Raw genomic sequence first — 21,285 nt, 5'->3', positions numbered from 1 at the left:
CTCGTTCTTCCGCTCTTTCCGAAATGGAAGGGGCGTTTTTATCGCCAGGCTGCCCGTTGCCGGATGAATATCCGACTAATTATGTTGATTTTCTTTGTTTTTTAAGGAGGGGGAAACGATGCTCACATATGACCAATGGGAAACGGCCGAAAAACCGTCTTTTCCGTCCGATGATGAAACGAAAGGGGCGTTGGCTGTCCTTGCTTGGGCGTACCGCGAATACGGCGATGACATTGTCTATGCGTGCAGTTTCGGCATTGAAGGGATTGTGCTCATTGATTTGATTTTCCAAGTCAAGCCGGATGCGGAAATCGTCTTTTTGGATACAGGGATGCATTTCCAAGAGACGTACGACACGATCGCGAACGTACAGGAAAAATACCCGTCGCTCCGCATCGTGATGAAACAGCCGCACTTGACGCTGGAGGAGCAGGCTGCACAGTTCGGCGATGAACTATGGAAACGCGATCCGAACAAATGCTGTGAGTTGCGCAAAGTCATTCCGCTGCGGGAAGTCTTGACCGGCGTCACCGCCTGGATTTCCGGCTTGCGCCGCGAACAGTCGCCGACGCGGCGCCATGTCGAGTACATCAATAAAGACGACAAATTCCGCTCCATTAAAGTGTGCCCGCTCATTCATTGGACGTGGAAAGACGTTTGGAATTACGTATATAAACAAGGTCTTCCGTACAACGTGCTCCATGACCGGGGCTACCCGAGCATCGGCTGCGCCCCTTGCACAGCGCCGGCATCGGATCCGAACGATTTGCGCTCCGGGCGCTGGGCCGGCCAGGGGAAAACGGAGTGCGGGCTCCATCTCACATAAGGGGAGAACAACTATATGCTCCTTGCCATTGCCTTTATTGTGTCCTTTTTCTTCGCCATGAACATCGGGGCGAGCGGCGCGGCCGCCTCGATGGGCGTCGCGTACGGGTCGGGCGCCATTCCGAAAAAGTCGATGGCCCTCCTTCTTTGCGGCATCGGCGTGTTTCTCGGCAGCCTTGGCGGCGGAGAAGTAGTGAAAACGATCGGGTCGGGCATTATTCCGTCTTCGATCCTCACCGTCAAAATCGTCGTCATCATTTTAACGGCGGCGGCCATTTCACTTTTTGCGGCGAACATCATGGGCATTCCGCTCTCGACGAGCGAGATCACCGTTGGATCAGTCGTCGGTGTTGGCATCGCCTATCAGGCGTTGTACTTTCATAAGCTGCTGTTTATCGTGTCGGTATGGATCGTGATCCCGATCGTCGCCTTTTCGTTTACGCTGGCTGTCGGCAAATGGTTTTTGACGCTCAAGCGAAAATATCCGCAGCTTGAACAAGGGCGCTGGCAAAAAACATTCATGGCCTTGCTCGTTGTCACGGGCTTTCTCGAGGCGTTTTCCGCCGGCATGAACAATGTGGCCAATGCCGTCGGGCCGCTCGTCGGCGCCGGGCTGATGGCGGTCGGGCCGGCAACTATCTTCGGCGGCTTGTTTGTCGCTGCCGGCGCCCTGTTGCTTGGGCATCGCGTGTTAGAAACAAACGGAAAGAAAATTACAAACTTCTCCCCGTTTGAAGGAATCGCCATTTCCGGCACGGGAGCCGTGCTCGTCATCATTTCGTCGCTGTTTGGTTTGCCTGTTCCGCTTACGCAGATTACGACATCGGCGATCATCGGCATCGGCACGGCGAAAAGCGGGATGTCGATTTGGCAAAAGCGGATTGTCGTGCAACTGTTGAAAGTGTGGTTTGTTTCGCCAATATTTTCCCTTGTCATTTCGTACAGCCTTGTGAAACTGTTGCTTGACAGCGATGTTTACACGGTGATTGCCATCTTCAGCGTCTGCCTGGCGACGCTTGGCGTCATCAGCTTAAAAAAAACAGTCGCCGAAGAAGAGCGTTCGCTTCATGAACATGGCGGCGGCATTTAATGAACATCTATCAATCTAGGAGGTTATGAACATGAGTTTGAGCATTCCGCATGGCGGCACATTGATCAACCGTTGGAATCCGGATTACCCAATCGATGAAGCAACGAAAACGATCGAGCTGTCCAAAGCCGAACTAAGCGACCTTGAGCTGATCGGCACAGGCGCCTACAGCCCGCTCACCGGGTTTTTAACGAAAGCCGATTACGATGCGGTCGTAGAAACGATGCGCCTCGCTGATGGCACTGTCTGGAGCATTCCAATCACGCTGGCGGTGACGGAAGAAAAAGCGAGTGAACTCACTGTCGGCGACAAAGCGAAACTCGTTTATGGCGGCGACGTCTACGGCGTCATTGAAATCACCGATATTTACCGCCCGGATAAAACGAAAGAAGCCAAGCTCGTCTATAAAACCGATGAACTCGCTCACCCGGGCGTGCGCAAGCTGTTTGAAAAACCAGATGTGTACGTCGGCGGAGCGGTTACGCTCGTCAAACGGACCGACAAAGGCCAGTTTGCTCCGTTTTATTTCGATCCGGCCGAAACGCGGAAACGATTTGCCGAACTCGGCTGGAATACCGTCGTCGGCTTCCAAACACGCAACCCGGTTCACCGCGCCCATGAATACATTCAAAAATGCGCGCTTGAAATCGTGGACGGCTTGTTTTTAAACCCGCTCGTCGGCGAAACGAAAGCGGACGATATTCCGGCCGACATCCGGATGGAAAGCTATCAAGTGCTGCTGGAAAACTATTATCCGAAAGACCGCGTTTTCTTGGGCGTCTTCCAAGCTGCGATGCGCTATGCCGGTCCGCGCGAAGCGATTTTCCATGCCATGGTGCGGAAAAACTTCGGCTGCACGCACTTCATCGTCGGCCGCGACCATGCGGGCGTCGGCAACTATTACGGCACGTATGATGCGCAAAAAATCTTCTCGAACTTTACAGCCGAAGAGCTTGGCATTACACCGCTCTTTTTCGAACACAGCTTTTATTGCACGAAATGCGAAGGCATGGCATCGACGAAAACATGCCCGCACGACGCGCAATATCACGTTGTCCTTTCTGGCACGAAAGTCCGTGAAATGTTGCGTAACGGCCAAGTGCCGCCGAGCACATTCAGCCGTCCGGAAGTGGCCGCCGTTTTGATCAAAGGGCTGCAAGAACGCGAAACGGTCACCCCGTCGACACGCTAAAGGAGGAGCGAGATGAGCACGAATATCGTTTGGCATCATACATCGGTGACAAAAGAAGATCGCCGCCAACGCAACGGCCATCATAGCGCCGTCCTTTGGTTCACCGGCCTGTCCGGATCCGGCAAATCGACGGTGGCGAACGCCGTCTCCAGACGGCTGTTTGAGCTTGGCATTCAAAATTACGTTCTCGATGGTGACAATATCCGCCACGGGCTCAATAAAGACCTCGGCTTTTCCGCCGCCGATCGGACAGAAAACATCCGCCGCATCGGCGAAGTCGCCAAACTGTTTGTCGACAGCGGCCAGTTCGTGTTAACGGCATTCATTTCGCCGTTTGCCGAAGACCGGGCGCTCGTTCGCCGCTTAGTCGAGGAAGACGAATTCATTGAGATATATGTCAACTGCCCGATTGAGGAGTGCGAGAAGCGCGATCCAAAGGGGCTGTATCAAAAAGCGCGCCGCGGGGAAATCCGCGAATTCACCGGCATCGATTCGCCGTATGAAGCGCCGGAAGCGCCGGAGCTGACCATCGAAACGCATCGTTATTCGGTGGACGAATGTGTCGAGCAAGTGCTCGCGTATTTGCGGGAGCGCGGATTCATCCCCGCATTGGAAACCCATTAACGATACCGTGTTTCCCACTCGAAAAAAGAGTGGGAGACGATTTTACAAAGTCGTTTTCATGCCACGGCCAGGCGTTTACAATGAACATCAACGGAACGTTTGCGCTGCTGCCGGCAGCTGACGGGATCACGACAGAAAGGGCTGAAACAACGATGGGGAAAGTATATTTGGTCGGGGCCGGCCCCGGCGATCCGGAACTCATTACCGTCAAAGGGTTGAAATGCATTCAACAAGCCGACGTCATTTTGTACGACCGCCTCATTAATGAGGACTTGCTGGCATATGCCAAGCCAGACGCTGAACTCATTTTTTGCGGCAAGCTGCCCGGCTACCATGCTATGCAGCAGGAAACGATCAACCGTTCACTCGTTCTGCATGCAAAAAAAGGAAAAACAGTTGTCCGTTTAAAAGGCGGCGATCCGTTTGTGTTCGGGCGCGGCGGTGAAGAGGCGGAAGCGCTCGTTCAGCACGGGATCGAGTTTGAGATCGTCCCTGGCGTCACATCGGCCATCGCGGCGGCCGCTTACGCCGGTATTCCTGTCACCCATCGCGAGTTCAGCTCCAGCGTCGCCTTTGTCACGGGGCATCGCCGCGACGGAACCCGCGAAGACATTAAGTGGGAAAGCCTCACCAAAGGCATTGATACGATCGCCATTTACATGGGCGTCCACAATTTGCCATACATTTGCGGTCAGCTGATTAAATACGGCAAGGCGCCGGATACGCCGACGGCGATCATTCAGTGGGGAACGACCCCCATCCAGCGCACGGTCACCGGCACGCTGTCGACAATCGCCGCTATTGCCGCCAAAGAACGCATCGAAAATCCAAGCATGGTCATCATCGGGGATGTCGTCCGGCTGCGCGCCAACATTCAATGGTTTGAGCGGTTGTTGTCATCATCGGCAGCCGCTGGCGCCACCTCGTGAGGCAATGGCGATGGAAGCCATTTTGTACGTCAGCCACGGCAGCCGGGTTCCGGCTGCGCGCCGAGAAGCAGCCCGCTTCGTTGAACAATGCAAGGCGGCCATCGACATCCCGATTCAAGAACTGTGCTTCGTTGAGCTGGCTGAGCCGGATATTGCGACCGGCGTTGACCGTTGCGCCGCCCAAGGGGCAACCCGTGTGATCGTCATCCCGTTGCTGCTTCTATCCGCCGGACATGCCAAACAGGACATTCCGGCTGCGCTTAAAGCAGCGAAACAGCGCCATCCGTCTTTGGAGATCGTCTGCGGAGCGCCGTTTGGCGTCCACGATGCAATGATTGACATCATCATCGACCGCATCGGCGAGCAGCCGGCGCCGCTTGACCATGAATCAATGGTTCTGCTGATTGGCCGCGGCAGCAGCGACCCGGATACGAAGCGCGACATCGCCGCTATCGCCCGGCGCTTGCAAGAAAAAACGAGCGTGCCGCACGTTGACGTTTGTTTTCTCGCCGCCATCCGCCCGACGCTTGACGAAGGGTTCAAGCGGGCGCAGGCATCCATATACCGGCGCGTCTTTATCGTGCCGTATTTGCTGTTTACCGGCGTTTTAATGAAAACAGTCGAACGGAAGCTGCAAGCGATGCCTGTTTCCGATCAACAGTGGCATTTATGCTCATACTTAGGGTATCATCCGCGGCTTGTAACGCTCATTCAACAACAGGTGCAGGCGCTGTCGGCAGCGAAAAAAGGAGCTTGAGCAGACAAGCTCCTTTTTTCATGGTATGATGGAAGCGAAGCGACCGCAGCGAAGGAGGGCTTCAATCATGATGAAACGGGTTCATGTCATGGTCGAAGGGCGCGTGCAAGGCGTCGGGTTTCGCTATTTCGTCCAACACGAAGCGCTCAAACGCCAGCTGACCGGCTGGGTGAAAAACAACGATGACGGGACGGTGGAGATGGAAGTCCAAGGGCATGAAAGCGCGCTCCAACTGTTTTTGGATACGATTGAAGCCGGCACGATGTTTGCCAAAGTTTCCCGCATGCACGTTGAGCCGCGCCCCGTCCGCCCTGACGAAACTAAGTTCCGCATTGTGTACGGAAGCGGCATTTGACTGTTGCACCGCTTGGATCTATTCCCAGCGCAGACGTTGTCCGTCTGCCGTCAAGCGCTCTTTCCACCAATGAAAAAGCGGGATCACCATCCGTCCTGCTTAAGCCGGCCGCAATGCGGCGCCGCATATTGAAAACACGTCTCCAAAATGGCCGTATTCGCACGCTCATTTTTTTGCTGCGCTTCACGGCAAAACGGATGGAATACATCGACAGCCGCTTGCGGGTACTCCCCGCATATGTCCACGCCGAGCACTTTTTTATAGAATAGCAGAAGGCGCAAACAAGCGAGCAGCCGGGAAAGCGGCATCATCCCCTGATCCCAGTTCGTCACGGAGTCTTCGCGGCGCAGCGCATCTTTATCAATGCTGATATAGACGCTCCCGGTCGGAATAGCGTCCAAAAGCGCCGTCGGCCATTCATCGTGATCATCGAAAGGAAGAACTGTAATCTTTGGAGATAAACGAAGATGGCTTGGAGAACATGACGGACCAACAATGATGACTTTTTGCAGCTGCGGATGTCCGAGTGCGTAAGCGACCCACGAGCCGCATGAAATGAGGCGGTCGCTCCCCCCTTCGGCATCGGTATGATGGTCAAACAAGACGAGCGTAAACGGCTCTTTCATCTCCTTTATGAGCAAATAGCTTACATAATGGAAGTTGCCGTTCCCGATTAAAACCGCTCCGCGCATCCGCCGACGGCGCAGCCGCCGTTCGATTTCGGCGAGAGCCTCCCCGCTGCAATACAAATTCGTCTCCGGCACATCCGACAGATCGATCCATTCGTGCGGAAAGCGGAACAATCGCTTTTGCGGCCGGTAAGTGCCGTCAAAATTGAGCATCGTGACACCATTGCCTTGAAACCCCATTTCTCCTCACCCTTCCTTTCGCTGAATCGTTGTTCAACGCCTCTCAGGTGCGGATGAGTCCAAGCTGTGTCCGTTCTTCATTATACAATGAAATACAATGAAAGACGAAATATTTCCGTTCCTATGCCTTGGTCATGTACAATAATAGAAAACAGCTAAAGGAGGGACCCCGCGTGCAGCCGATTGACGCCGCCGCTGTTCAAGAGGCGTTGGATCGCTTCGCCAATCGCGACGTATACATCCATTTGGAAACGACGAACGGGGCGTACGCCTCTCATCATAACGAACGATTCTTTTCCGCCGGCGCTTACATCCGCAACGCTCGCATCCGCTTCACCCGCGGCAAAATCACCGGCCCGGGGCCGTACCGCGTCGGGCTGAAGCTTCAAATCGGCTGGGTGTACGCCGAAGGGCTGACCCATTGGGAATGGACGAACGAAGGACAATTGTTGTTGGCCGGACACGATTACGAAGGGAAACTGGCTGTCGCTCTTGAGCTGAGCGACACGCCGTTCGCATAAGGAGGGGCTTTCGATGAAGGAACGACACGTACTTGTTGTGTTTCCCCACCCGGATGATGAGGCGTTTGGCGTTTCGGGCACCATCGCCCAGCATGTGCAAAGCGGCACACCGGTGACGTACGCCTGCCTGACCCTTGGGGAAATGGGGCGAAACATGGGCGTGCCCCCGTTTGCCAACCGTGAAACGCTTCCGCTCATCCGCAAGCAGGAGCTGGAAGAAGCGTGCCGCGTTCTCGGCATTCGCGATTTGCGCCTGCTCGGGTATCGCGACAAAACGGTCGAATTTGAGGATGAAAACGAACTCGCTGACCGGATTGCCGCCATCGTGGCAGAAACAAACCCGTCGCTCGTCATCACGTTTTACCCCGGCTACAGCGTTCACCCTGACCACGATGCATGCGGCGCTGCAGTCATCAGCGCCTTGACGCGCTGGCCGAAAGAAGAACGGCCGACCGTCCATTGTGTGGCGTTTGCGAAAAACTGTGAACAAGATCTTGGCCAGCCAGACGTCATCCGCGATGTCAGCACGGTGATCGAGACGAAGCTGGCCGCCATCCGCGCCCACCGTTCGCAAACCGAAGGGCTGATGCAGGCAGCCTCCAAGCGCGGCGATGCGCTTGCCTGGCTCAAAACAGAGCGGTTTTGGACGTACCGTTGGGATGATTGACCTGCCTAACCCGCCTTGAACAAGGTGTCCATCCCGATGAGGACACCTTGTTTCCGCGTTCACCGAAACCCCGCCGAGCCGCTGAACCAGCTATCAACTTCCGTTGTACAACTAAAAAGCGGCCGGTCAGTGAACGCATCGACAATATACATCGGAATGTTCATGGCTCTTTCCCTCTTTCCCCGTTTCGTTCTTTTTCGTTCACCAATAGCTGGGCCAACTCTTCATCCCATCGGCCCCGCTGCCGGAAAGACTCAGCAGCGAGCGCCCGAAACAGCCGCTTTCGTGCGGCATCGTCCGCCACCTCACGCAAAATGATATCGCGGGCCTTCTGCAAAAATTGAAGATACGGCTCATACTCTTCACCATACTTCTCCTCAAGCTCGCGGCGGATGCGGCGGGCAAGCGCCGGACTTGCCCCCCCGGTCGACACGGCAATGGTGAGTGGACCGCGGCGGATGACAGCGGGAACATGAAAATCACACCGTTTCGGGTCATCCACGACATTTACGAGTTGGCCGGGCGCTGCTGCTTGCGCCACCGCTTCGTTCACATTCCGGTCGTTTGTCGCCGCAATGACAAGAAACGCTCCTGCCAAGTCGTCTTCAGCGAACGTTTTCTTACGCCAAACGATCTCTCCTTTGGCCGCGAGCGCTTCAATGTCCGGCACCGCCTCCGGGGCGATTACCACAACGTCCGCTTCTGCTTCAAGCAAACCGTAAACTTTCCGCGCCGCCACCTTCCCGCCGCCAACGACGACCGCGCGGCGGCCGCGCACATGAAGAACAATCGGATACCCCACGGCGCAACCCCCCATTCCGGCATCCATCAGGCAGACTGAGTCGGTTTCTGCGCACAAACAGGCGCAATCTTCCCCGACCGCCTGCCTTGGCTGACAACAAAAAGTAAAAAAAGAAGCCGTGCATCGAACACGGCCTTTTTCTTCATTATATCATCCTTGTTTCACTTCTTGAAGCCATTTCGCCAACCGTTCATTTTTCTTTTTCATATGCTCAAGCCATTGCGGGAGCAGTTTTTTCATGGCCTCCTGATCATTGTTCTCCATCGCTTGCCTCGTTTGTTCATGAAGCTGATGAAGCTGTTGTTTTTCTTCTTTCGTCATCCACCGTTTCATTTTATGCAACTGTTTCAGCTCTTGTTTAAACTGTTCTTTGGTGATTTTTTTATTGGCCAGCTGATCGATGAGCCGGTCAAACGCCGCTTCACGCTCTTTTTTCATCTTTTTGCACTTTTCTTTAATGGCCTGTTTCACGTTCTCATCGTTCAACTGCTGACGCAACGCGTTCCGCTCGTCGAGCACTTTTTTCCATTCATCTGCCTGTTCAGGCGTATACGTTTGAACCATCTCCATCCACTTTTGCTCATCCAATCTGTCGTGCTCCCACATATGGCCGACCGGCAGATGCACATCGGCTGCCTCTCCTTTATAGCTGCCGGCAGCCACCCATGACGGCATCGCCAGCATGAGTGAAGCAAAAAAGGCAATCCATACGTTTCTCACGATGTTCACTCCTTTTCCTTTCACTTACCATTCACCCACGACTAGACAGCTGGGATTCATCATCCGCTTTTGCTCTTCTTCGCGCCGCCTCCTTTCCAACCATTTACTCCTCCCCTATTTTCCCCGTTTTTTGGATATCCTTGCATAAAAAATGGGAAGACCTACAAAAACGAGGTCCTCCCCTTCATGTTGAAAAAAAACGTTTAGCGAAATTTCTCTTCAATACGCCGCCCATAGTCGCGCAACGCCTTCGAGTTTGCCGGTTGCCGTTTTTTCATCAGTTCGGAAAAACGAAGCTGTTTTTCCGTCCATTTTTTCGTAAGTTCCTGCTTTTTCTCGTCATCCTCGCAGCAACGAAGCAAGTCCTCGAGCGTCAAAAGCTCTTTGCGCAACTCCGCTTCTTCCCTCACATAGCCGGCGTTTTTCAGCAACAAATACCCGAGCCGCAGCTCCTCTGGAATGCGGGAAAGGTCTTCAATCTCAAGCGGTTTGCCGAAGCCGGGCAAGTTGTCAAACTCGCCGTTTTTCATCGCCTCGCGAATTTTCTCCTCGGCGATGCGCCAAAATCCGTCCATTTCACGTCAACTCCTGCGCCCGCCGCCTCGCATGCTGCTCTTTCAAAAAGCGAACAAACTCATCATACGGAAGCGGTGGGGAAAAGTAGTAGCCTTGCGCCTCATCGCACCGTTTTCCTTGCAAATAGGCCGCTTCGGTCTCCGTTTCGACCCCTTCGGCCAACACTTTGACACCTATATTATGCCCGAGGCGGATGATCGCCGGCAAGATGACATCTTTTTTTCCTTGAATGCTCCTTCCCCATTCATCCGTTGTCGGATGCTGTTCCATCGCAAACCGGCCGTGGAACGCCTCTTCGATCTCTGGAAAATGGCGGCGGTAAACTGTCCCAGGTGGAACCGCTTGTTCCTTTTCGCCGTCGATGCGGCCGTTCCGATTGTAGTCAGTCGCTGGCACTGCCACGAAATATATAAGTTGGAACTTTGTTTTACATCCAGTAGAGCGCCCGCTGCATTCTATCAAAATGACTTGTTATGAAGGAAAACAGAATCGAACAATCGGAAAATCTTTATTGCAACTTATATATATTTGTAATCACACTGCAACATTATTTAATTCAACTGTAAAAAACAAGACTGTTTTCCTCTGTTATACTGTAATCAAACAACGTCGAATGGAAAATGATTTTGTCGGGGGTTCGGGAAAATGAAAAAATGGCTCACTCTTGTTTCTGTAGCATTCATCGTTCTTTTTTCCTGCTTCTTTGTAAGCACCTCCAGTTCTGACGCAGCCGCCAACAAGACGAGGCTGATCGCCGAGGCCAAAAAACTGGTCGGCACTCCGTATCGGTATGGCGGCACAACGCCAAAAGGATTTGACTGCTCCGGATTTGTTTACTATACCCATAAAAAAGTCGGCGTCACGTTGCCGCGCGCGTCCAAAGAAATGTATAAAAAAGGAAAATACGTACATAAATCGAAATTGCAGCCAGGGGATTTGGTGTTTTTTGACACTTCGAAACAGACAAAAGGCGTCTCCCACGTTGCCATCTATATTGGGAACAATCAAGTTATTCATGCCGTTTCCCGCGGTGTCAAAATCGACAGCTTAAACAGCAGCTATTGGAAAACAAGATATGTCGGAGCCAAGCGTCTGTAGCGGTTCATTGCAAAAGCTCTCTGCCATATTAAGCGCGCTTAATAGGCAGGGGGTTTTTATTATGCCAAAAAAGCGGCCCTCCGAAACCGGAGGGCCTAATATATATTCATAGGGGATCGGGGGAATACCTGGAAACGTTACGCTATTATTTATTTCCTCCCTTTTCGTCTTTTATACATGAAAACAAAAAAATTTTTTATGATCCCCAGCCGCAACGGCTGCCCCCTCCCGTTTCGACAATATGGACATAAAGCCGCGGCTCTTGTCGAATGGTATAGATGATGACTAGTTGTCCGTTCATCGATTTTTGACAAAGGCAGGTGTTTCCGTTGTTCGCTTCCTCACAGCTGGGCGTTGATTTAGGGACGATGAATGTCAGGCTGTTCAGCCAGACGAAAGGGCTTCTGTTTGACGAACCAGCAACGGTCGCCTATAACCGCCAGGCGGACAAACTCATGGCAATCGGCCAAAAGGCAAAACAAATGATCGGCAAGACTTCTCCCCATGTTGAAGTGACGTATCCATTGCGAAACGGCGTGATCGCTGATTTTGACCGCGCCAAGGCGCTGTTGCAGCAAGTCTTCAAACAGTTCGGCCTCGCTTTCAAAAAACCAGACATCGTCATGAGCGTCCCATTCCACGCCACCTCCGTCGAGCGCCGCTCTTTTTACGAAATCGCCAAACATTGCGGAGCAAAGCATATTCATTTTATTTAGGAACCCGTCGCAGCCGCCATTGGCGCGGATTTGCCGGTCGGCGAGCCGGTCGCGAATGTCGTCGTCCATTTGGGCGGTTACGACGACTACTAGGAGCTTCCGTACGCGTCCTCCCTTTGCGCCGCCTGTACGGAAGCGTGCCCGGTGAAAATCCCGCTTCACGAGCTGCTCATCAAACATCGCCAAATCATCGTCGAGCGGGAAGGAAAAGCGCCGGTCGCAGAAAAATTGGCGATGAAGGCGTTTCGTCTCGGGACCGCCTCACCGTCATTGTACCGGTTCGGCACGAAGTTGGCACCAAGCGCCTTCGCCCCGTTTGTCGAAGACGGGCGCATCACAAAAGGCCCCGGCCCGCTCAAAGCGTGGACGGAAAGCCGCGAATTTCCGGCGCCAAGCAAAGAGCGGTTCCGCGATTGGTTTCGCAATCGCCAAAAAGGAGCATTCCCGTTAGGAGCTTTTCCGGGGACTTGATCAAAAAAAGCCCTCTTGGTATGATGCAGGGGTGTCAAACAATACCTACCATCATGCCAAGGAGGACTTCAGATGAATTGTACACAAAACTATAAAATTGATCAAGTTACGGAACAAACGCTTGTCGTGGGCATCGATATCGCGAAACGAACCCACTACGCCTGCTTCGTGGATGACCGGGGGCGCGTGCTTCGCAAGTCGTTCCCGATCTTCCAGTCGAAAGAGGGGTTTCAGCAGCTGTATAAAGCCAGGCGTGTTGATTATCCAATAAAATCCAAAGGGTATAGAAAAAAGAGCACCTTTCCTGTAGAATGTGAGTAGCAACACAAACAAACCCAGGAGGTGCTCTCTATGAACAAGCATACCACACTCCCGAATTTGATGCAAAAACTTGTTTCGGATGAAGAGATTCAACTGATTGCCGAAGCGGTTGGGTATCGTGATTCGTCTCGAACCTTTACGTTGCGCGAGTTGATTCACTTCTTCCTGCTGGCCGCCATGCATCAATGGAAAAGCTTTCGCCACGGAGCCGATGTGGGGCCTCTGTATGGATTGCCGCGATTCCATTATTCAACTGTATCCAAGAAAGCGAAAGAAGTTCCCTATGACATCATGAAACGCTTGTTGGCGTTGATCATTTCCAAGTGCAACCGCCAAACCCGCCGTTCGCTTCGGTTTCCCAAACCGCTTCGGGTGGTGGATTCGACGACCGTCACGGTCGGGAAAAACCGCCTCCCATGGGCTCCGTATCACGGCGAACGCGCCGGAGTGAAGCTGCACGTCGCGTATTCGCCGGAATCCTCGTTGCCGGCAGACGTGGTGGAAACCATCGGACTGCGTCATGATGGCCCGGTGGGAGAACAGTTGACGAACGCTCAACAAGTGCTGGTGGAAGACCGGGCGTATTTCAAAATCGAACGCCTCGATCGATTTGTGGAGCAGCATCAGCTCTTTGTCATTCGGATGAAGGACAACATCGAACTTCATCAGAAAAAAAGCTTGAACCGCCTTCCGAGCGCATCTTCATCGGTTCAAGCCGACTTCACGTGCCAGTTGGGAACGAAACAATACCGCTCCACCAAGCGTCACCGGGTAGTGATCTTTCGAGATGCGAATGGCCGCGACATTCGGGTCGTGACGAACCTCTTCCATGCGTCTGCGGAAACCATTGCCGACATGTACCAACAACGTTGGACTGTTGAGATCTTTTTCCGTTGGGTGAAGCAATATCTGAATGTCCCGACCTTGTTTGGCACGACGGAAAATGCGGTATACAACCAACTGTTTGCGGCGTTCATCGCGTATGTGTTGCTGCGATGGCTGTATGATCAAACCAAAAAACGGACGAACGTCTCTCTTTCCTTCATTTCGTTTGTTCGCCGTTTTTTCTCTGGGCAGCTTCCTCTCGATTGGAAATCCGGGATGGCCGCTGCTTTGTTTGAGTATGCCCAAATTTATGGAAGGCGTATGTCTAATTTTGGATAATCAACACTCGTGGTATAAAGCGATTCAGGAGGCGATGCAAGCGTTTGGGAAGTCAGAGGTGATCGTCGCGGTGGAGCCGACCGGGCACTACTGGTTGAACCTGGCCTACTTCCTCGAGGAGCACGGGATCCCGTTGGTCATGGTCAACCCGGCGCATGTGTGCCGGTCGAAAGAACTTGATGACAACCTGCCGACGAAACACGACGCCAAAGACGCCCTGGTCATTGCCAGACTGGCAAAAGACGGACGATTCCTCGTTCCCCGGCTGCTGCACGAGATCGAAGCCGATTTGCGCGTGGGAAGCACGCTCAAAGAGAAGCTCCGCAAGGAACAGACGGCGGTGAAAAACGCGATCGTCCGCTGGACGGATCGGTATTTTCCAGAGTTTTGGACCGTGTTTCGTGACTTGGGGAAAACGGCGCTTTCGGTGTTGGAGTGGACGCCGCTTCCGGCTGATATGGCCGGTCGGACCGCCGAGGAGCTCATCGAGGTGTACCGGCAAAGCAAAGGGATGAAATGCCCGCAGAAGGCCAAAATTCAGGCGTTGATCAACACCGCGAAGGACTCGATTGGGGTGACGGAAGGGACAGCGATGGCCCGGTTTGAGATCGCCGCGCTCGTCCGCCGATACCGCCAATTGGAGGCGGAGATCGCTGCACTGGACGCCGAGTTGAAGGCATTGGTTCAAACGACGATGGAGTACCAATGGTTGAAAACGGTCGACGGGTTGGGAGACGCCACGATCATCGATCTGCTGGCGGAGATCGGCAGCTTCGCCCATTATCGGGACCCGCGCCAATTGGTGAAGTTGGCGGGCCTGACGCTCAAGGAGAACTCCTCCGGCCAGCGCAAAGGGCAAAAGCACATCTCCAAACGGGGACGGAAACGGTTGCGCTCGGTGCTGTTTCGGGCGATGATTCCGCTGATTCGGCATAACGAGGCGTTTCGCGAGCTGCATGAGTATTATACGACCCGATCCGTCAATCCGCTGACCGGAAAGCAGTCCATCGTCGCCTTGTGCCGGAAGCTGTTGAATGTGCTGTTTGCGATTTGTACGAAGAAACAAGCGTTTGACGCGGAGCGAATGAAACAGGACGTCTTGTCCCAGGTGCAACGGGCGGCCTAAGGCCTCCCCCTGCGAACGGAAGAATCGTTGGACAACGAGATGACACCGGAGAAGCTGGCGTGATTTCATCCATTCGACCTTGAGTCCCTAAAGGAGCTTGGCCGGCCTCCGCCTGATGACGAGACCGAACGAGGGAATGTTGGCGCGAAGACGCCCGGAGACATGGGAGGGTTCGTCCTCATCAGCGACGCGGAGATCCAAAGGGTGCATCGAATATGCTTCCCCCCACGGCAGGAAAATATCCCCAGCCGTGGCCGCGAAGCGCACCCTAGGTCTGTAAGATATCCACAAAACTGAAAAAGGATGTAAGGGATTTTGTCGAAAAATATTTTTTGGACACCCCTGAGGGGCCGAAAAGCCTTGATACATCAACATTTCTAGAGGGAGGGAATCCATCATGACGCGTGGCACCATTCAAAACCGCGATGCGTTTTTGCAAACCATCGCCGAACACCTTGGGAGAAGCCCGCGCCTGTCCGGCGTCTCTCGGCCGCAATGGGATTATGCGCCGCAATGGACGGTGTTTGCCGGCTATAGCCAAGACGACTTGCTGAACGTGCTGCAAAAACAATGCGGATTGATCCATACCGATTACATCGAGACGACAAGCGCCGAACTTGCCGGCGCGCTGAGGCGGCAAGTGGCCGCCTATGGCGGCGGTCCGGTCATCGTGCCGGATGACCCGCGCTTTGCCGAGTACGGGCTGTCCGCCTTGCTTCGCGACGAATGGCCCGCGGAACAAACGACCGTCCATATTTGGAATCCGGCGCTTGGACGCCAAAACATTGACGCCGCCGAGCAGGCGAACGTCGGCATCGCGTTCAGTGACATCACCCTCGCCGAGTCAGGGACAGTCGTTTTGTTTTCGCGCAATGAACAAGGGCGGGCCATTCACTTTTTGCCGAAGACGTATATCGCCATCGTCCCGAAAAGCACGGTCGTGCCGCGCATGACGCAAGCGGCGGCCATCATTCACGAGCAAATTGAAAAAGGCGTCCTCATTCCGTCATGCATCAACTTCATCACCGGCCCGAGCAACTCGACCGACATTGAAATGAACTTGGTCGTCGGCGTCCACGGCCCGATGAAAGCGGCGTATATCGTCGTCACTGACCGCTGACCAAAACGAAACGGTGCCCCTTCTTGATATCATGGGGCACCTTTTTTCCTGCAATATTGCCGGCTGACATCGACCGCATTGGCGAGCGGCTTCCCGACTTCGATGCGGCAAAAGTGGTTGTTCGCAACGGTTTGACGTCTTGATCAATTCGGGTGGAACGGACTGACAGACACTTTCGCGTGATTTTTCACATCCGTAACGACCAGCAAAATCTGCCTTCCCTTCTTCTCATACACGAAAGCTGACCCCCACCTGTCAACTTGAGTCCATTGACGTTTCTCCAATTCGTCAAGATAATAGTCAGCCACTTCCTCCGCCGAAGAAGACGCAACAACAAACTCCACCCGTTCATCCACCGAACGAATGTCACTCGCTTGTGGATGCAGCGGGATGTCTTGATACCCCGGCACAGTCTGTTGCTGCTGACATCCTGAAAAAAAGCAATTACAAGGATTAAAACCAACGGGATGCCTATGCGCACTTCATCCTCCTCCGCTCCCACAGCTTAAGCAGAATCTTAGCTTTGAAATGCGTCCATAGCAGACTGGATTGTTGCTGGATTATCTATCATCGCACTCCTTAGTTAGTTCACCCAATAATAATCCGTCACATGGAGGAACCTTGTCGTCTTGGCTCCCAAATCCCAATGACGGTGATACGTATCATTGGTATGATAGTTGACATACGGCTGACCGTTCTTGATCTCAACGACAATGGCGCTGTGATCCAAGATGCCGTCACCGTCAAAATCATAATATATGCTGTCACCCAATTGCAGATCAGTTGCCTTCGCAACGTACGTGCCACGGTGCTCATCCGTCTCGTTATTGCGGGAAAGATGATACGCTTGATCGTGAGCCACAGACCAGCTGTAAGTCCATGCATCATCCCCGGTTCCCGAAGTCCCTTTGGTATTGTACCACCAAACATACGGTTCCGCCCAAGTTTGCCGAGCAGAGCCCCCTTCATAGAAAGACTGCGAGACAAAATTAGCACAATCGTTCGAAAAGGATCGGTACTTTGGGTTACGTCCATTCCACCAACGATTGGCGTAGTTGACAGCTCCTTGCCGGGAGTAATAGGTGTAAAAACCTTGAGTTACAACATCGCCGCCAGTGATTGATGCAGGCAAAGTCTCTGATCGTGATGCCCTAATCATCGCCCCGTTCTCCTGTCCCCTTTTCGAATACGTATCTTGACCGCTCATCTTAACAATCAGCCAATGACCATCACGTTTGGTCAGGGCAGCGAAATAGGGGATGTTCGCTTCCTTGGTGATCACGACTTCATTCGATCCCGGAAACATAGACTCATACTTGTGACGGGTGAGGATGAGGTCGCCAATGGCACATTTGACGTGATTGCAAGATGGCATGTGGGGTTAAAAAATTATGTGATAGAGTGAAAAAGAGCATTCCAGAAGGAGTGCTCTTTTTTTGGTTTTAACTATTAGCTTTTATTTCATTTTCTAACTCTTCAATTTCTAAAAGCCATTTATCTCGTGTACTATACAAAATTTCACACACAAATTTTGAAAAGGAATCTTTATTTTGATTTATCTCTTGCTCTAACTCTTTTAGATCCGCTTTTAATTTTTCAACTACTTCTTTTTTTTCGTCGATAGATATATATTCGTAAATTTTTCTCATGAAATACTACTCTCCTTTCTCCCTGAAGAATTGATTAGAGTTAAAGTATTAACCAAGTAATAGTTCTTGCAATTGCGTCAGCAATAGATAGTGAGTAAGTAGACGGTACGCCTGCTGATCGTAATAAGGAATTTAATTTAGTTTTAATTGTACTTTGAGTTAAATCACTTGCATCATCAATCCAATCTTCTAACTGATTTAAAGCTTTTATAACTTTAGATTTATTTTTAGTGAAGTATGATGCTGTATCTTTATCAAACCATTTTATTATATACTGTAGATGAGCAATTTTCATAACAATAATTACCATGTAAACTGTAGATGAGCATTTTTCATTACAATAATTTCCATGGTTAGAGAGACAAACAGGGTACCCCTTACGCGATACGGAGCTGTTTTTTGATCACATCAATGGGAATCTCTTGCTTTGCAGCGTCATAAATGAACTCGACGACGCTGTGGTCTTTCCGCGACCGAAGAAGCTCCAGCCCGGTGGAGAGGTTTTGTCGGGATTCGGCGATGCTGTACACGCAGGAGAGCAGCACCACCGCCCAATACCGTTTCACCGCCCGAATGTGGCGAACGCGGTATCCATCCAGCTTCAGTTGATCTTTCGCCTGCCGGAAAAAGCACTCGATCGTCCAGCGCTGGGCGTAGTAACGCAAGATGTCTTCGTCCCCGAGTTCCCGGTCGGTGCTCAAGATGCAATGAAGATGTTCCGGCGCCATCGGCTGATCCGCCTTCCAAGCCAGCAGCACCACCGCGTCATCGAGGCCATGGATGGCCCCCTCATAGCGATACACGCGATAACGCTCCTGCCCCACCGTGACGAGGCGGGTGTCTTTGGACTCGATATAGCGGGCAAACTGCTTGGCTTGGATGGCGATGCCTTTCGGGTAGAGAATCCGGTTCGTCTTGAGCATCGCGATGACATGGAATCCCTGTTTCAAGCAGGCTTCAATGAGCTTCTTAGACGGATACCACGAATCCATGAGCACATACACCGGCTGAGCCCGCTTCACCTTGAGCGAGGAAAGCATCTCGATCGCCAGGTCGATCTTGCTTTTTCCCGCTTTCTTGTCATACAGGCGGAACGCAAATGGGAACGCCTGCGTGAAGGTGTGCACCATCAGCCAAACGAGCGAATGCCCCCAGACCGATTGATGATCTTTATGCGAGTAGTGCCAGTCGCACCCTTGAATGGCGTGCACAGCCCGTGACGAAGGCTTTGTTTTTTGGCAAATCGTATCATCAATCGAAACAAAAAGGGGTTGATTCTTCCGTTTGGCCAGTCGTTCGACCTGGGAAAGGATCCACTCTTGAAGCTTCCCAAGCAGCCTTTCCTCGTTCCAAGGGCTTTTCGTGAAAAAGTGACGGAGCGTCGTTCGATGATTCGGATGAAAGCTCCAGTAATGAATATCAGTCAATGTTCCCGAGAATCCCTTGGTGGTCAAGGCATCGACAATATGAATGAGATGCTTGATGACCGGTTTGGAAAGCTGCAGCGTCAACCCCAGCGTGAAGAAAAACTTGTGGATTCCTTGGTGATGTGCTAATCTATTCATGAGACATGAACCTCCTTGTGTGAATGGGTTTTGAGCACATCTATTTTACCCAAGGAGTCCGGTTCATGTCTCCTTTTTTGTTTAGTTGTCAATTTATGTCAGTGAATTTGCTCATCTACAGTTACTAAAAAACCTTTGTGACGCGGTTAAGACGCGAAATGCCGGTTCAATACCGCCGGCTCACATCGACCGCATTGGCGAGCGGTTCGCCCGTTTCGATGCGGCGGAGCGTGTCTAAAACGCTATGGGCGGCGGCGTCAACTGATGTCAGCGCCGCGATATGCGGGGTGATGATGACATTCGGATGAACCCAAAGCGGCGAGTGCGGCGGCAGCGGCTCTTCTTCGAACACATCGAGCACCGCCAGGCGGACATTTCGGTTTTCCAAGGCGCCGACAAGCGCCGTCTCATCAACCGTCGCCCCACGCCCAACATTGATAAAGCCCGCGTTGTGCAAACAGGCAAAAAACGTCTCGTCAAAGAGATGATGCGTTTCCTCTGTCAGCGGAAGCGCAGCGATCACCCAATCAGCGCAGGCAAGCGCTTCCCCCGCCTCTTCATGGCGGTAAACAGCCGAAAACGGCGGCGTGTCTCGGCCGCTTCGCGAGACGCCGATCGGGGAAACCCCAAATAAACGAAGCGTTTCCGCGATGCGCCGGCCGATCTCACCCGTCCCATAAATGACAACCCGCTGTTCGCCAAGCCGCTTCGGAGCGAACGGCTTCCACTGCCGCTGCTCTTGATGCCATGCATAAACGTCATGGCATTGGGCGTCGCGCAGCAAGTAGCTGAGACAATATTCGGCGATCTGCTCGCCGAACGAGCCGACCGTCCGCGTCAGCAGCACATCCTTCTTCCATTCCCGCTTCCATAAAAACGCGTCAACGCCCGCGCCAAGCGAATGCACCCAGCGCAAGTTGGCAAGCGAAAACGGCCCGGCCGGCCGAAAGCCGACGTACGCATCCGCCCAGACGAAATCATCGTCCGTCAGTTCTTCCTCCGCCACAAAGCGAAACGCTTTATCGGGCCGCTTGTCCGGAAGAAGGGCGGCAAGCTCGGCATAAAGCCTTCCCGTCACGAGAATGCGTCGGATGTTCATGGCATCACACCACCCCCAACCGCTCAAATCAACGTCCCTTTTTCACGCTCGGCTCTTTTATTCGTGATGTAGCCGGCAGACACGACCAAAATCGTCACGCCAGCGGCCACCGCGTAGACGAACGGGCCGTAAGAAAGGTGAAACCAATGCAATACCCCTTCATCCCCTGCCATCATCTTTCCGGCCGTCCACGCCAAAATGCCCGAGCCGACGTATGCGATCCAACGATGTTTTTCCATCACATGGACGATCGCTTTGGAGCCGAAAATCATGATCGGGATGCTGATGGCGACCCCAAGCACTAGCATGCCTAGATGCCCTTCCGCCGCCCCGGCGACGGCGACGACATTGTCCAAGCTCATGACCTCATCGGCGATGATGATCGTCATGATGGCTTTCGGCAACCGGTCTGCCGCTTGCACTTTGGCCTCCTCCTCCCGCTCAACAAGCACTTTATAGGCGATCCAGACAAGCAGCAAACCGCCCACAAAGTGAACGAACGGGATGTTGAGCAAAAAGACGATGACCGCCGCAAACAAAATGCGCAGCAACACCGCCCCCGCTGTTCCCCAAAAAATCGCTTTGTTTCGCTGGTCTTTCGGCAGCCGGCGCGTCGCCATCGCAATGACGACCGCATTATCCCCCGACAAAATGATATCAATCGCAATAATCTTCCATAACGCCAACAGCGCCGTGGCAGAAATAGTCAATGATATACCCACCCTTTCCCCTTTGTCTCTCTTCTTCATCATACTGCAAATTCGACTGGGGGACAACAATGGAATAGACTGTCAATGCTCTCGTCCTAACCAATTATGGGGAAGGCTCACTGCATCGTCCGAACTCCGTAGAAAAAGTTAGGGAAGCAAACCATCTTCACTGATGACTGCTTCCCTATCTCTAGCGGAAAAGGTCTATATCACTACCATTTTTTCAAACACCTATCCTTGAACGCTCTCACGCCTCTACGCCCACTATGCTTTGCCCTTCTTGAAAAAGCTGGTGATTCAAGGGGAAATGCTGTCCTCC

At 52.8% G+C, this 21,285-nt stretch carries 24 protein-coding genes and 4 pseudogenes; 16 read left to right on the top strand and 12 right to left on the bottom strand.

Going from position 1 to position 21,285, the window contains the following annotated elements:
- The first annotated feature begins 118 nt into the window (after nucleotides 1–118).
- The 7 genes from NSQ51_RS02450 (at nucleotide 119) to NSQ51_RS02420 (ending at nucleotide 5,772) form a co-directional block, all read left to right on the top strand.
- Entirely contained in the window at nucleotides 119–826 is a 708-nt protein-coding gene (locus NSQ51_RS02450) for a phosphoadenylyl-sulfate reductase (RefSeq protein WP_049624339.1), read from the top strand.
- Nucleotides 827–841: 15 nt separating this feature from the next.
- The gene (locus NSQ51_RS02445) at nucleotides 842–1,915 is read left to right on the top strand and encodes an inorganic phosphate transporter (protein WP_049624338.1); all 1,074 of its coding nucleotides are present in this window, start codon (nucleotides 842–844) and stop codon (nucleotides 1,913–1,915) included.
- Nucleotides 1,916–1,946: 31 nt separating this feature from the next.
- Nucleotides 1,947–3,107 carry a sulfate adenylyltransferase gene (gene sat / locus NSQ51_RS02440; RefSeq protein ID WP_049624337.1) on the top strand — a complete coding sequence of 387 codons (1,161 nt, stop codon included), beginning with the start codon at nucleotides 1,947–1,949 and terminating at the stop codon, nucleotides 3,105–3,107.
- A 12-nt stretch (nucleotides 3,108–3,119) separates the two neighbouring features.
- Entirely contained in the window at nucleotides 3,120–3,731 is a 612-nt protein-coding gene (gene cysC / locus NSQ51_RS02435) for an adenylyl-sulfate kinase (protein WP_049624336.1), read from the top strand.
- A 152-nt stretch (nucleotides 3,732–3,883) separates the two neighbouring features.
- Nucleotides 3,884–4,660 carry a uroporphyrinogen-III C-methyltransferase gene (gene cobA, locus NSQ51_RS02430; RefSeq protein ID WP_049624345.1) on the top strand — a complete coding sequence of 259 codons (777 nt, stop codon included), beginning with the start codon at nucleotides 3,884–3,886 and terminating at the stop codon, nucleotides 4,658–4,660.
- Nucleotides 4,661–4,670: 10 nt separating this feature from the next.
- The gene (locus tag NSQ51_RS02425) at nucleotides 4,671–5,417 is read left to right on the top strand and encodes a sirohydrochlorin chelatase (RefSeq protein WP_033009575.1); all 747 of its coding nucleotides are present in this window, start codon (nucleotides 4,671–4,673) and stop codon (nucleotides 5,415–5,417) included.
- Between the two features lie 70 nt (nucleotides 5,418–5,487).
- Nucleotides 5,488–5,772, top strand: coding sequence for an acylphosphatase (locus NSQ51_RS02420; RefSeq protein WP_033013948.1), 285 nt, complete (start codon nucleotides 5,488–5,490; stop codon nucleotides 5,770–5,772).
- A gap of 83 nt (nucleotides 5,773–5,855) precedes the next feature.
- Here NSQ51_RS02420 and NSQ51_RS02415 read toward each other — a convergent pair whose 3' ends face one another.
- Complete coding sequence (locus NSQ51_RS02415; protein ID WP_033013938.1) at nucleotides 5,856–6,641, bottom strand: arginase family protein; 786 nt, start codon at nucleotides 6,639–6,641, stop codon at nucleotides 5,856–5,858.
- Between the two features lie 173 nt (nucleotides 6,642–6,814).
- On the opposite strand from NSQ51_RS02415, the gene NSQ51_RS02410 reads away from it, so the two are divergent.
- Nucleotides 6,815–7,162, top strand: a complete 348-nt coding sequence (locus NSQ51_RS02410; protein WP_025949074.1) for a YojF family protein — start codon at nucleotides 6,815–6,817, stop codon at nucleotides 7,160–7,162.
- A 13-nt stretch (nucleotides 7,163–7,175) separates the two neighbouring features.
- Nucleotides 7,176–7,829, top strand: a complete 654-nt coding sequence (gene bshB2 / locus NSQ51_RS02405; RefSeq protein WP_033013937.1) for a bacillithiol biosynthesis deacetylase BshB2 — start codon at nucleotides 7,176–7,178, stop codon at nucleotides 7,827–7,829.
- Between the two features lie 160 nt (nucleotides 7,830–7,989).
- Here the strand turns inward: bshB2 and NSQ51_RS02400 are convergent, their stop codons facing one another.
- From NSQ51_RS02400 to NSQ51_RS02385, 4 genes and pseudogenes are all read right to left on the bottom strand, one after another.
- Nucleotides 7,990–8,631 carry an NAD(P)-dependent oxidoreductase gene (locus tag NSQ51_RS02400; protein ID WP_033013936.1) on the bottom strand — a complete coding sequence of 214 codons (642 nt, stop codon included), beginning with the start codon at nucleotides 8,629–8,631 and terminating at the stop codon, nucleotides 7,990–7,992.
- A 150-nt stretch (nucleotides 8,632–8,781) separates the two neighbouring features.
- Nucleotides 8,782–9,351 carry a hypothetical protein gene (locus tag NSQ51_RS02395; protein ID WP_033013934.1) on the bottom strand — a complete coding sequence of 190 codons (570 nt, stop codon included), beginning with the start codon at nucleotides 9,349–9,351 and terminating at the stop codon, nucleotides 8,782–8,784.
- Between the two features lie 203 nt (nucleotides 9,352–9,554).
- Entirely contained in the window at nucleotides 9,555–9,926 is a 372-nt protein-coding gene (locus NSQ51_RS02390) for a DnaJ family domain-containing protein (RefSeq protein WP_033013933.1), read from the bottom strand.
- A 1-nt stretch (nucleotide 9,927) separates the two neighbouring features.
- Nucleotides 9,928–10,158 (bottom strand): annotated as a pseudogene (locus NSQ51_RS02385) (EAL domain-containing protein); the annotation flags it as partial.
- A 414-nt stretch (nucleotides 10,159–10,572) separates the two neighbouring features.
- On the opposite strand from NSQ51_RS02385, the gene NSQ51_RS02380 reads away from it, so the two are divergent.
- The 7 genes and pseudogenes from NSQ51_RS02380 (at nucleotide 10,573) to NSQ51_RS02350 (ending at nucleotide 15,943) form a co-directional block, all read left to right on the top strand.
- Nucleotides 10,573–11,025: a C40 family peptidase gene (locus NSQ51_RS02380; RefSeq protein WP_033013931.1), complete on the top strand. Its 453-nt coding sequence runs from the start codon at nucleotides 10,573–10,575 to the stop codon at nucleotides 11,023–11,025.
- A gap of 329 nt (nucleotides 11,026–11,354) precedes the next feature.
- Nucleotides 11,355–11,816: pseudogene (locus NSQ51_RS02375) on the top strand (rod shape-determining protein); the annotation flags it as partial.
- Nucleotides 11,811–12,212, top strand: a pseudogene (locus tag NSQ51_RS02370) (lactate utilisation protein LutB domain-containing protein); the annotation flags it as partial. The pseudogenes NSQ51_RS02375 and NSQ51_RS02370, both read left to right, overlap by 6 nt.
- 72 nt (nucleotides 12,213–12,284) lie before the next feature.
- Nucleotides 12,285–12,461, top strand: a pseudogene (locus NSQ51_RS02365) (transposase); the annotation flags it as partial.
- A 102-nt stretch (nucleotides 12,462–12,563) separates the two neighbouring features.
- Nucleotides 12,564–13,697 carry an IS4 family transposase gene (locus tag NSQ51_RS02360; protein ID WP_121678437.1) on the top strand — a complete coding sequence of 378 codons (1,134 nt, stop codon included), beginning with the start codon at nucleotides 12,564–12,566 and terminating at the stop codon, nucleotides 13,695–13,697.
- Nucleotides 13,690–14,823: an IS110 family transposase gene (locus NSQ51_RS02355; protein WP_342462727.1), complete on the top strand. Its 1,134-nt coding sequence runs from the start codon at nucleotides 13,690–13,692 to the stop codon at nucleotides 14,821–14,823. Before NSQ51_RS02360 ends, NSQ51_RS02355 begins: the two co-directional genes overlap by 8 nt.
- Before the next feature lie 397 nt (nucleotides 14,824–15,220).
- Nucleotides 15,221–15,943 carry a lactate utilization protein C gene (locus NSQ51_RS02350; protein ID WP_049624333.1) on the top strand — a complete coding sequence of 241 codons (723 nt, stop codon included), beginning with the start codon at nucleotides 15,221–15,223 and terminating at the stop codon, nucleotides 15,941–15,943.
- Between the two features lie 143 nt (nucleotides 15,944–16,086).
- Here the strand turns inward: NSQ51_RS02350 and NSQ51_RS02345 are convergent, their stop codons facing one another.
- The 7 genes from NSQ51_RS02345 to NSQ51_RS02315 all read right to left on the bottom strand — a co-directional run bounded on the left by NSQ51_RS02345 (nucleotide 16,087) and on the right by NSQ51_RS02315 (nucleotide 21,008).
- Nucleotides 16,087–16,353 (bottom strand): hypothetical protein, encoded by a 267-nt coding sequence (locus tag NSQ51_RS02345; protein ID WP_231107651.1) that lies wholly within the window; start codon nucleotides 16,351–16,353, stop codon nucleotides 16,087–16,089.
- A 173-nt stretch (nucleotides 16,354–16,526) separates the two neighbouring features.
- Nucleotides 16,527–17,225 carry an amidase domain-containing protein gene (locus NSQ51_RS02340; RefSeq protein ID WP_231107650.1) on the bottom strand — a complete coding sequence of 233 codons (699 nt, stop codon included), beginning with the start codon at nucleotides 17,223–17,225 and terminating at the stop codon, nucleotides 16,527–16,529.
- 160 nt (nucleotides 17,226–17,385) lie between these two features.
- Nucleotides 17,386–17,592, bottom strand: a complete 207-nt coding sequence (locus NSQ51_RS02335) for a hypothetical protein (protein WP_049624332.1) — start codon at nucleotides 17,590–17,592, stop codon at nucleotides 17,386–17,388.
- Nucleotides 17,593–17,632: 40 nt separating this feature from the next.
- A complete protein-coding gene (locus NSQ51_RS02330; RefSeq protein ID WP_183085390.1) occupies nucleotides 17,633–17,887 on the bottom strand; it encodes a hypothetical protein in 255 nt (84 codons plus the stop codon).
- Nucleotides 17,888–17,969: 82 nt separating this feature from the next.
- Complete coding sequence (locus tag NSQ51_RS02325) at nucleotides 17,970–19,157, bottom strand: IS701 family transposase (protein ID WP_339239558.1); 1,188 nt, start codon at nucleotides 19,155–19,157, stop codon at nucleotides 17,970–17,972.
- Nucleotides 19,158–19,323: 166 nt separating this feature from the next.
- Nucleotides 19,324–20,256 (bottom strand): D-2-hydroxyacid dehydrogenase, encoded by a 933-nt coding sequence (locus NSQ51_RS02320; RefSeq protein WP_049624901.1) that lies wholly within the window; start codon nucleotides 20,254–20,256, stop codon nucleotides 19,324–19,326.
- 23 nt (nucleotides 20,257–20,279) lie between these two features.
- On the bottom strand, nucleotides 20,280–21,008 hold the full coding sequence (locus tag NSQ51_RS02315) for a TerC family protein (protein ID WP_183085389.1): 729 nt from the start codon (nucleotides 21,006–21,008) through the stop codon (nucleotides 20,280–20,282).
- Between the last annotated feature and the right edge of the window lie 277 nt (nucleotides 21,009–21,285).

The sequence above is a fragment of the Geobacillus sp. FSL K6-0789 genome, from assembly GCF_038593135.1.
Taxonomy (GTDB): Bacteria; Bacillota; Bacilli; order Bacillales; family Anoxybacillaceae; genus Geobacillus; species Geobacillus stearothermophilus.
The sequence above is the reverse complement of the archived record's forward strand: the minus strand, read 5'-3'. Positions and strand labels throughout refer to the sequence as shown.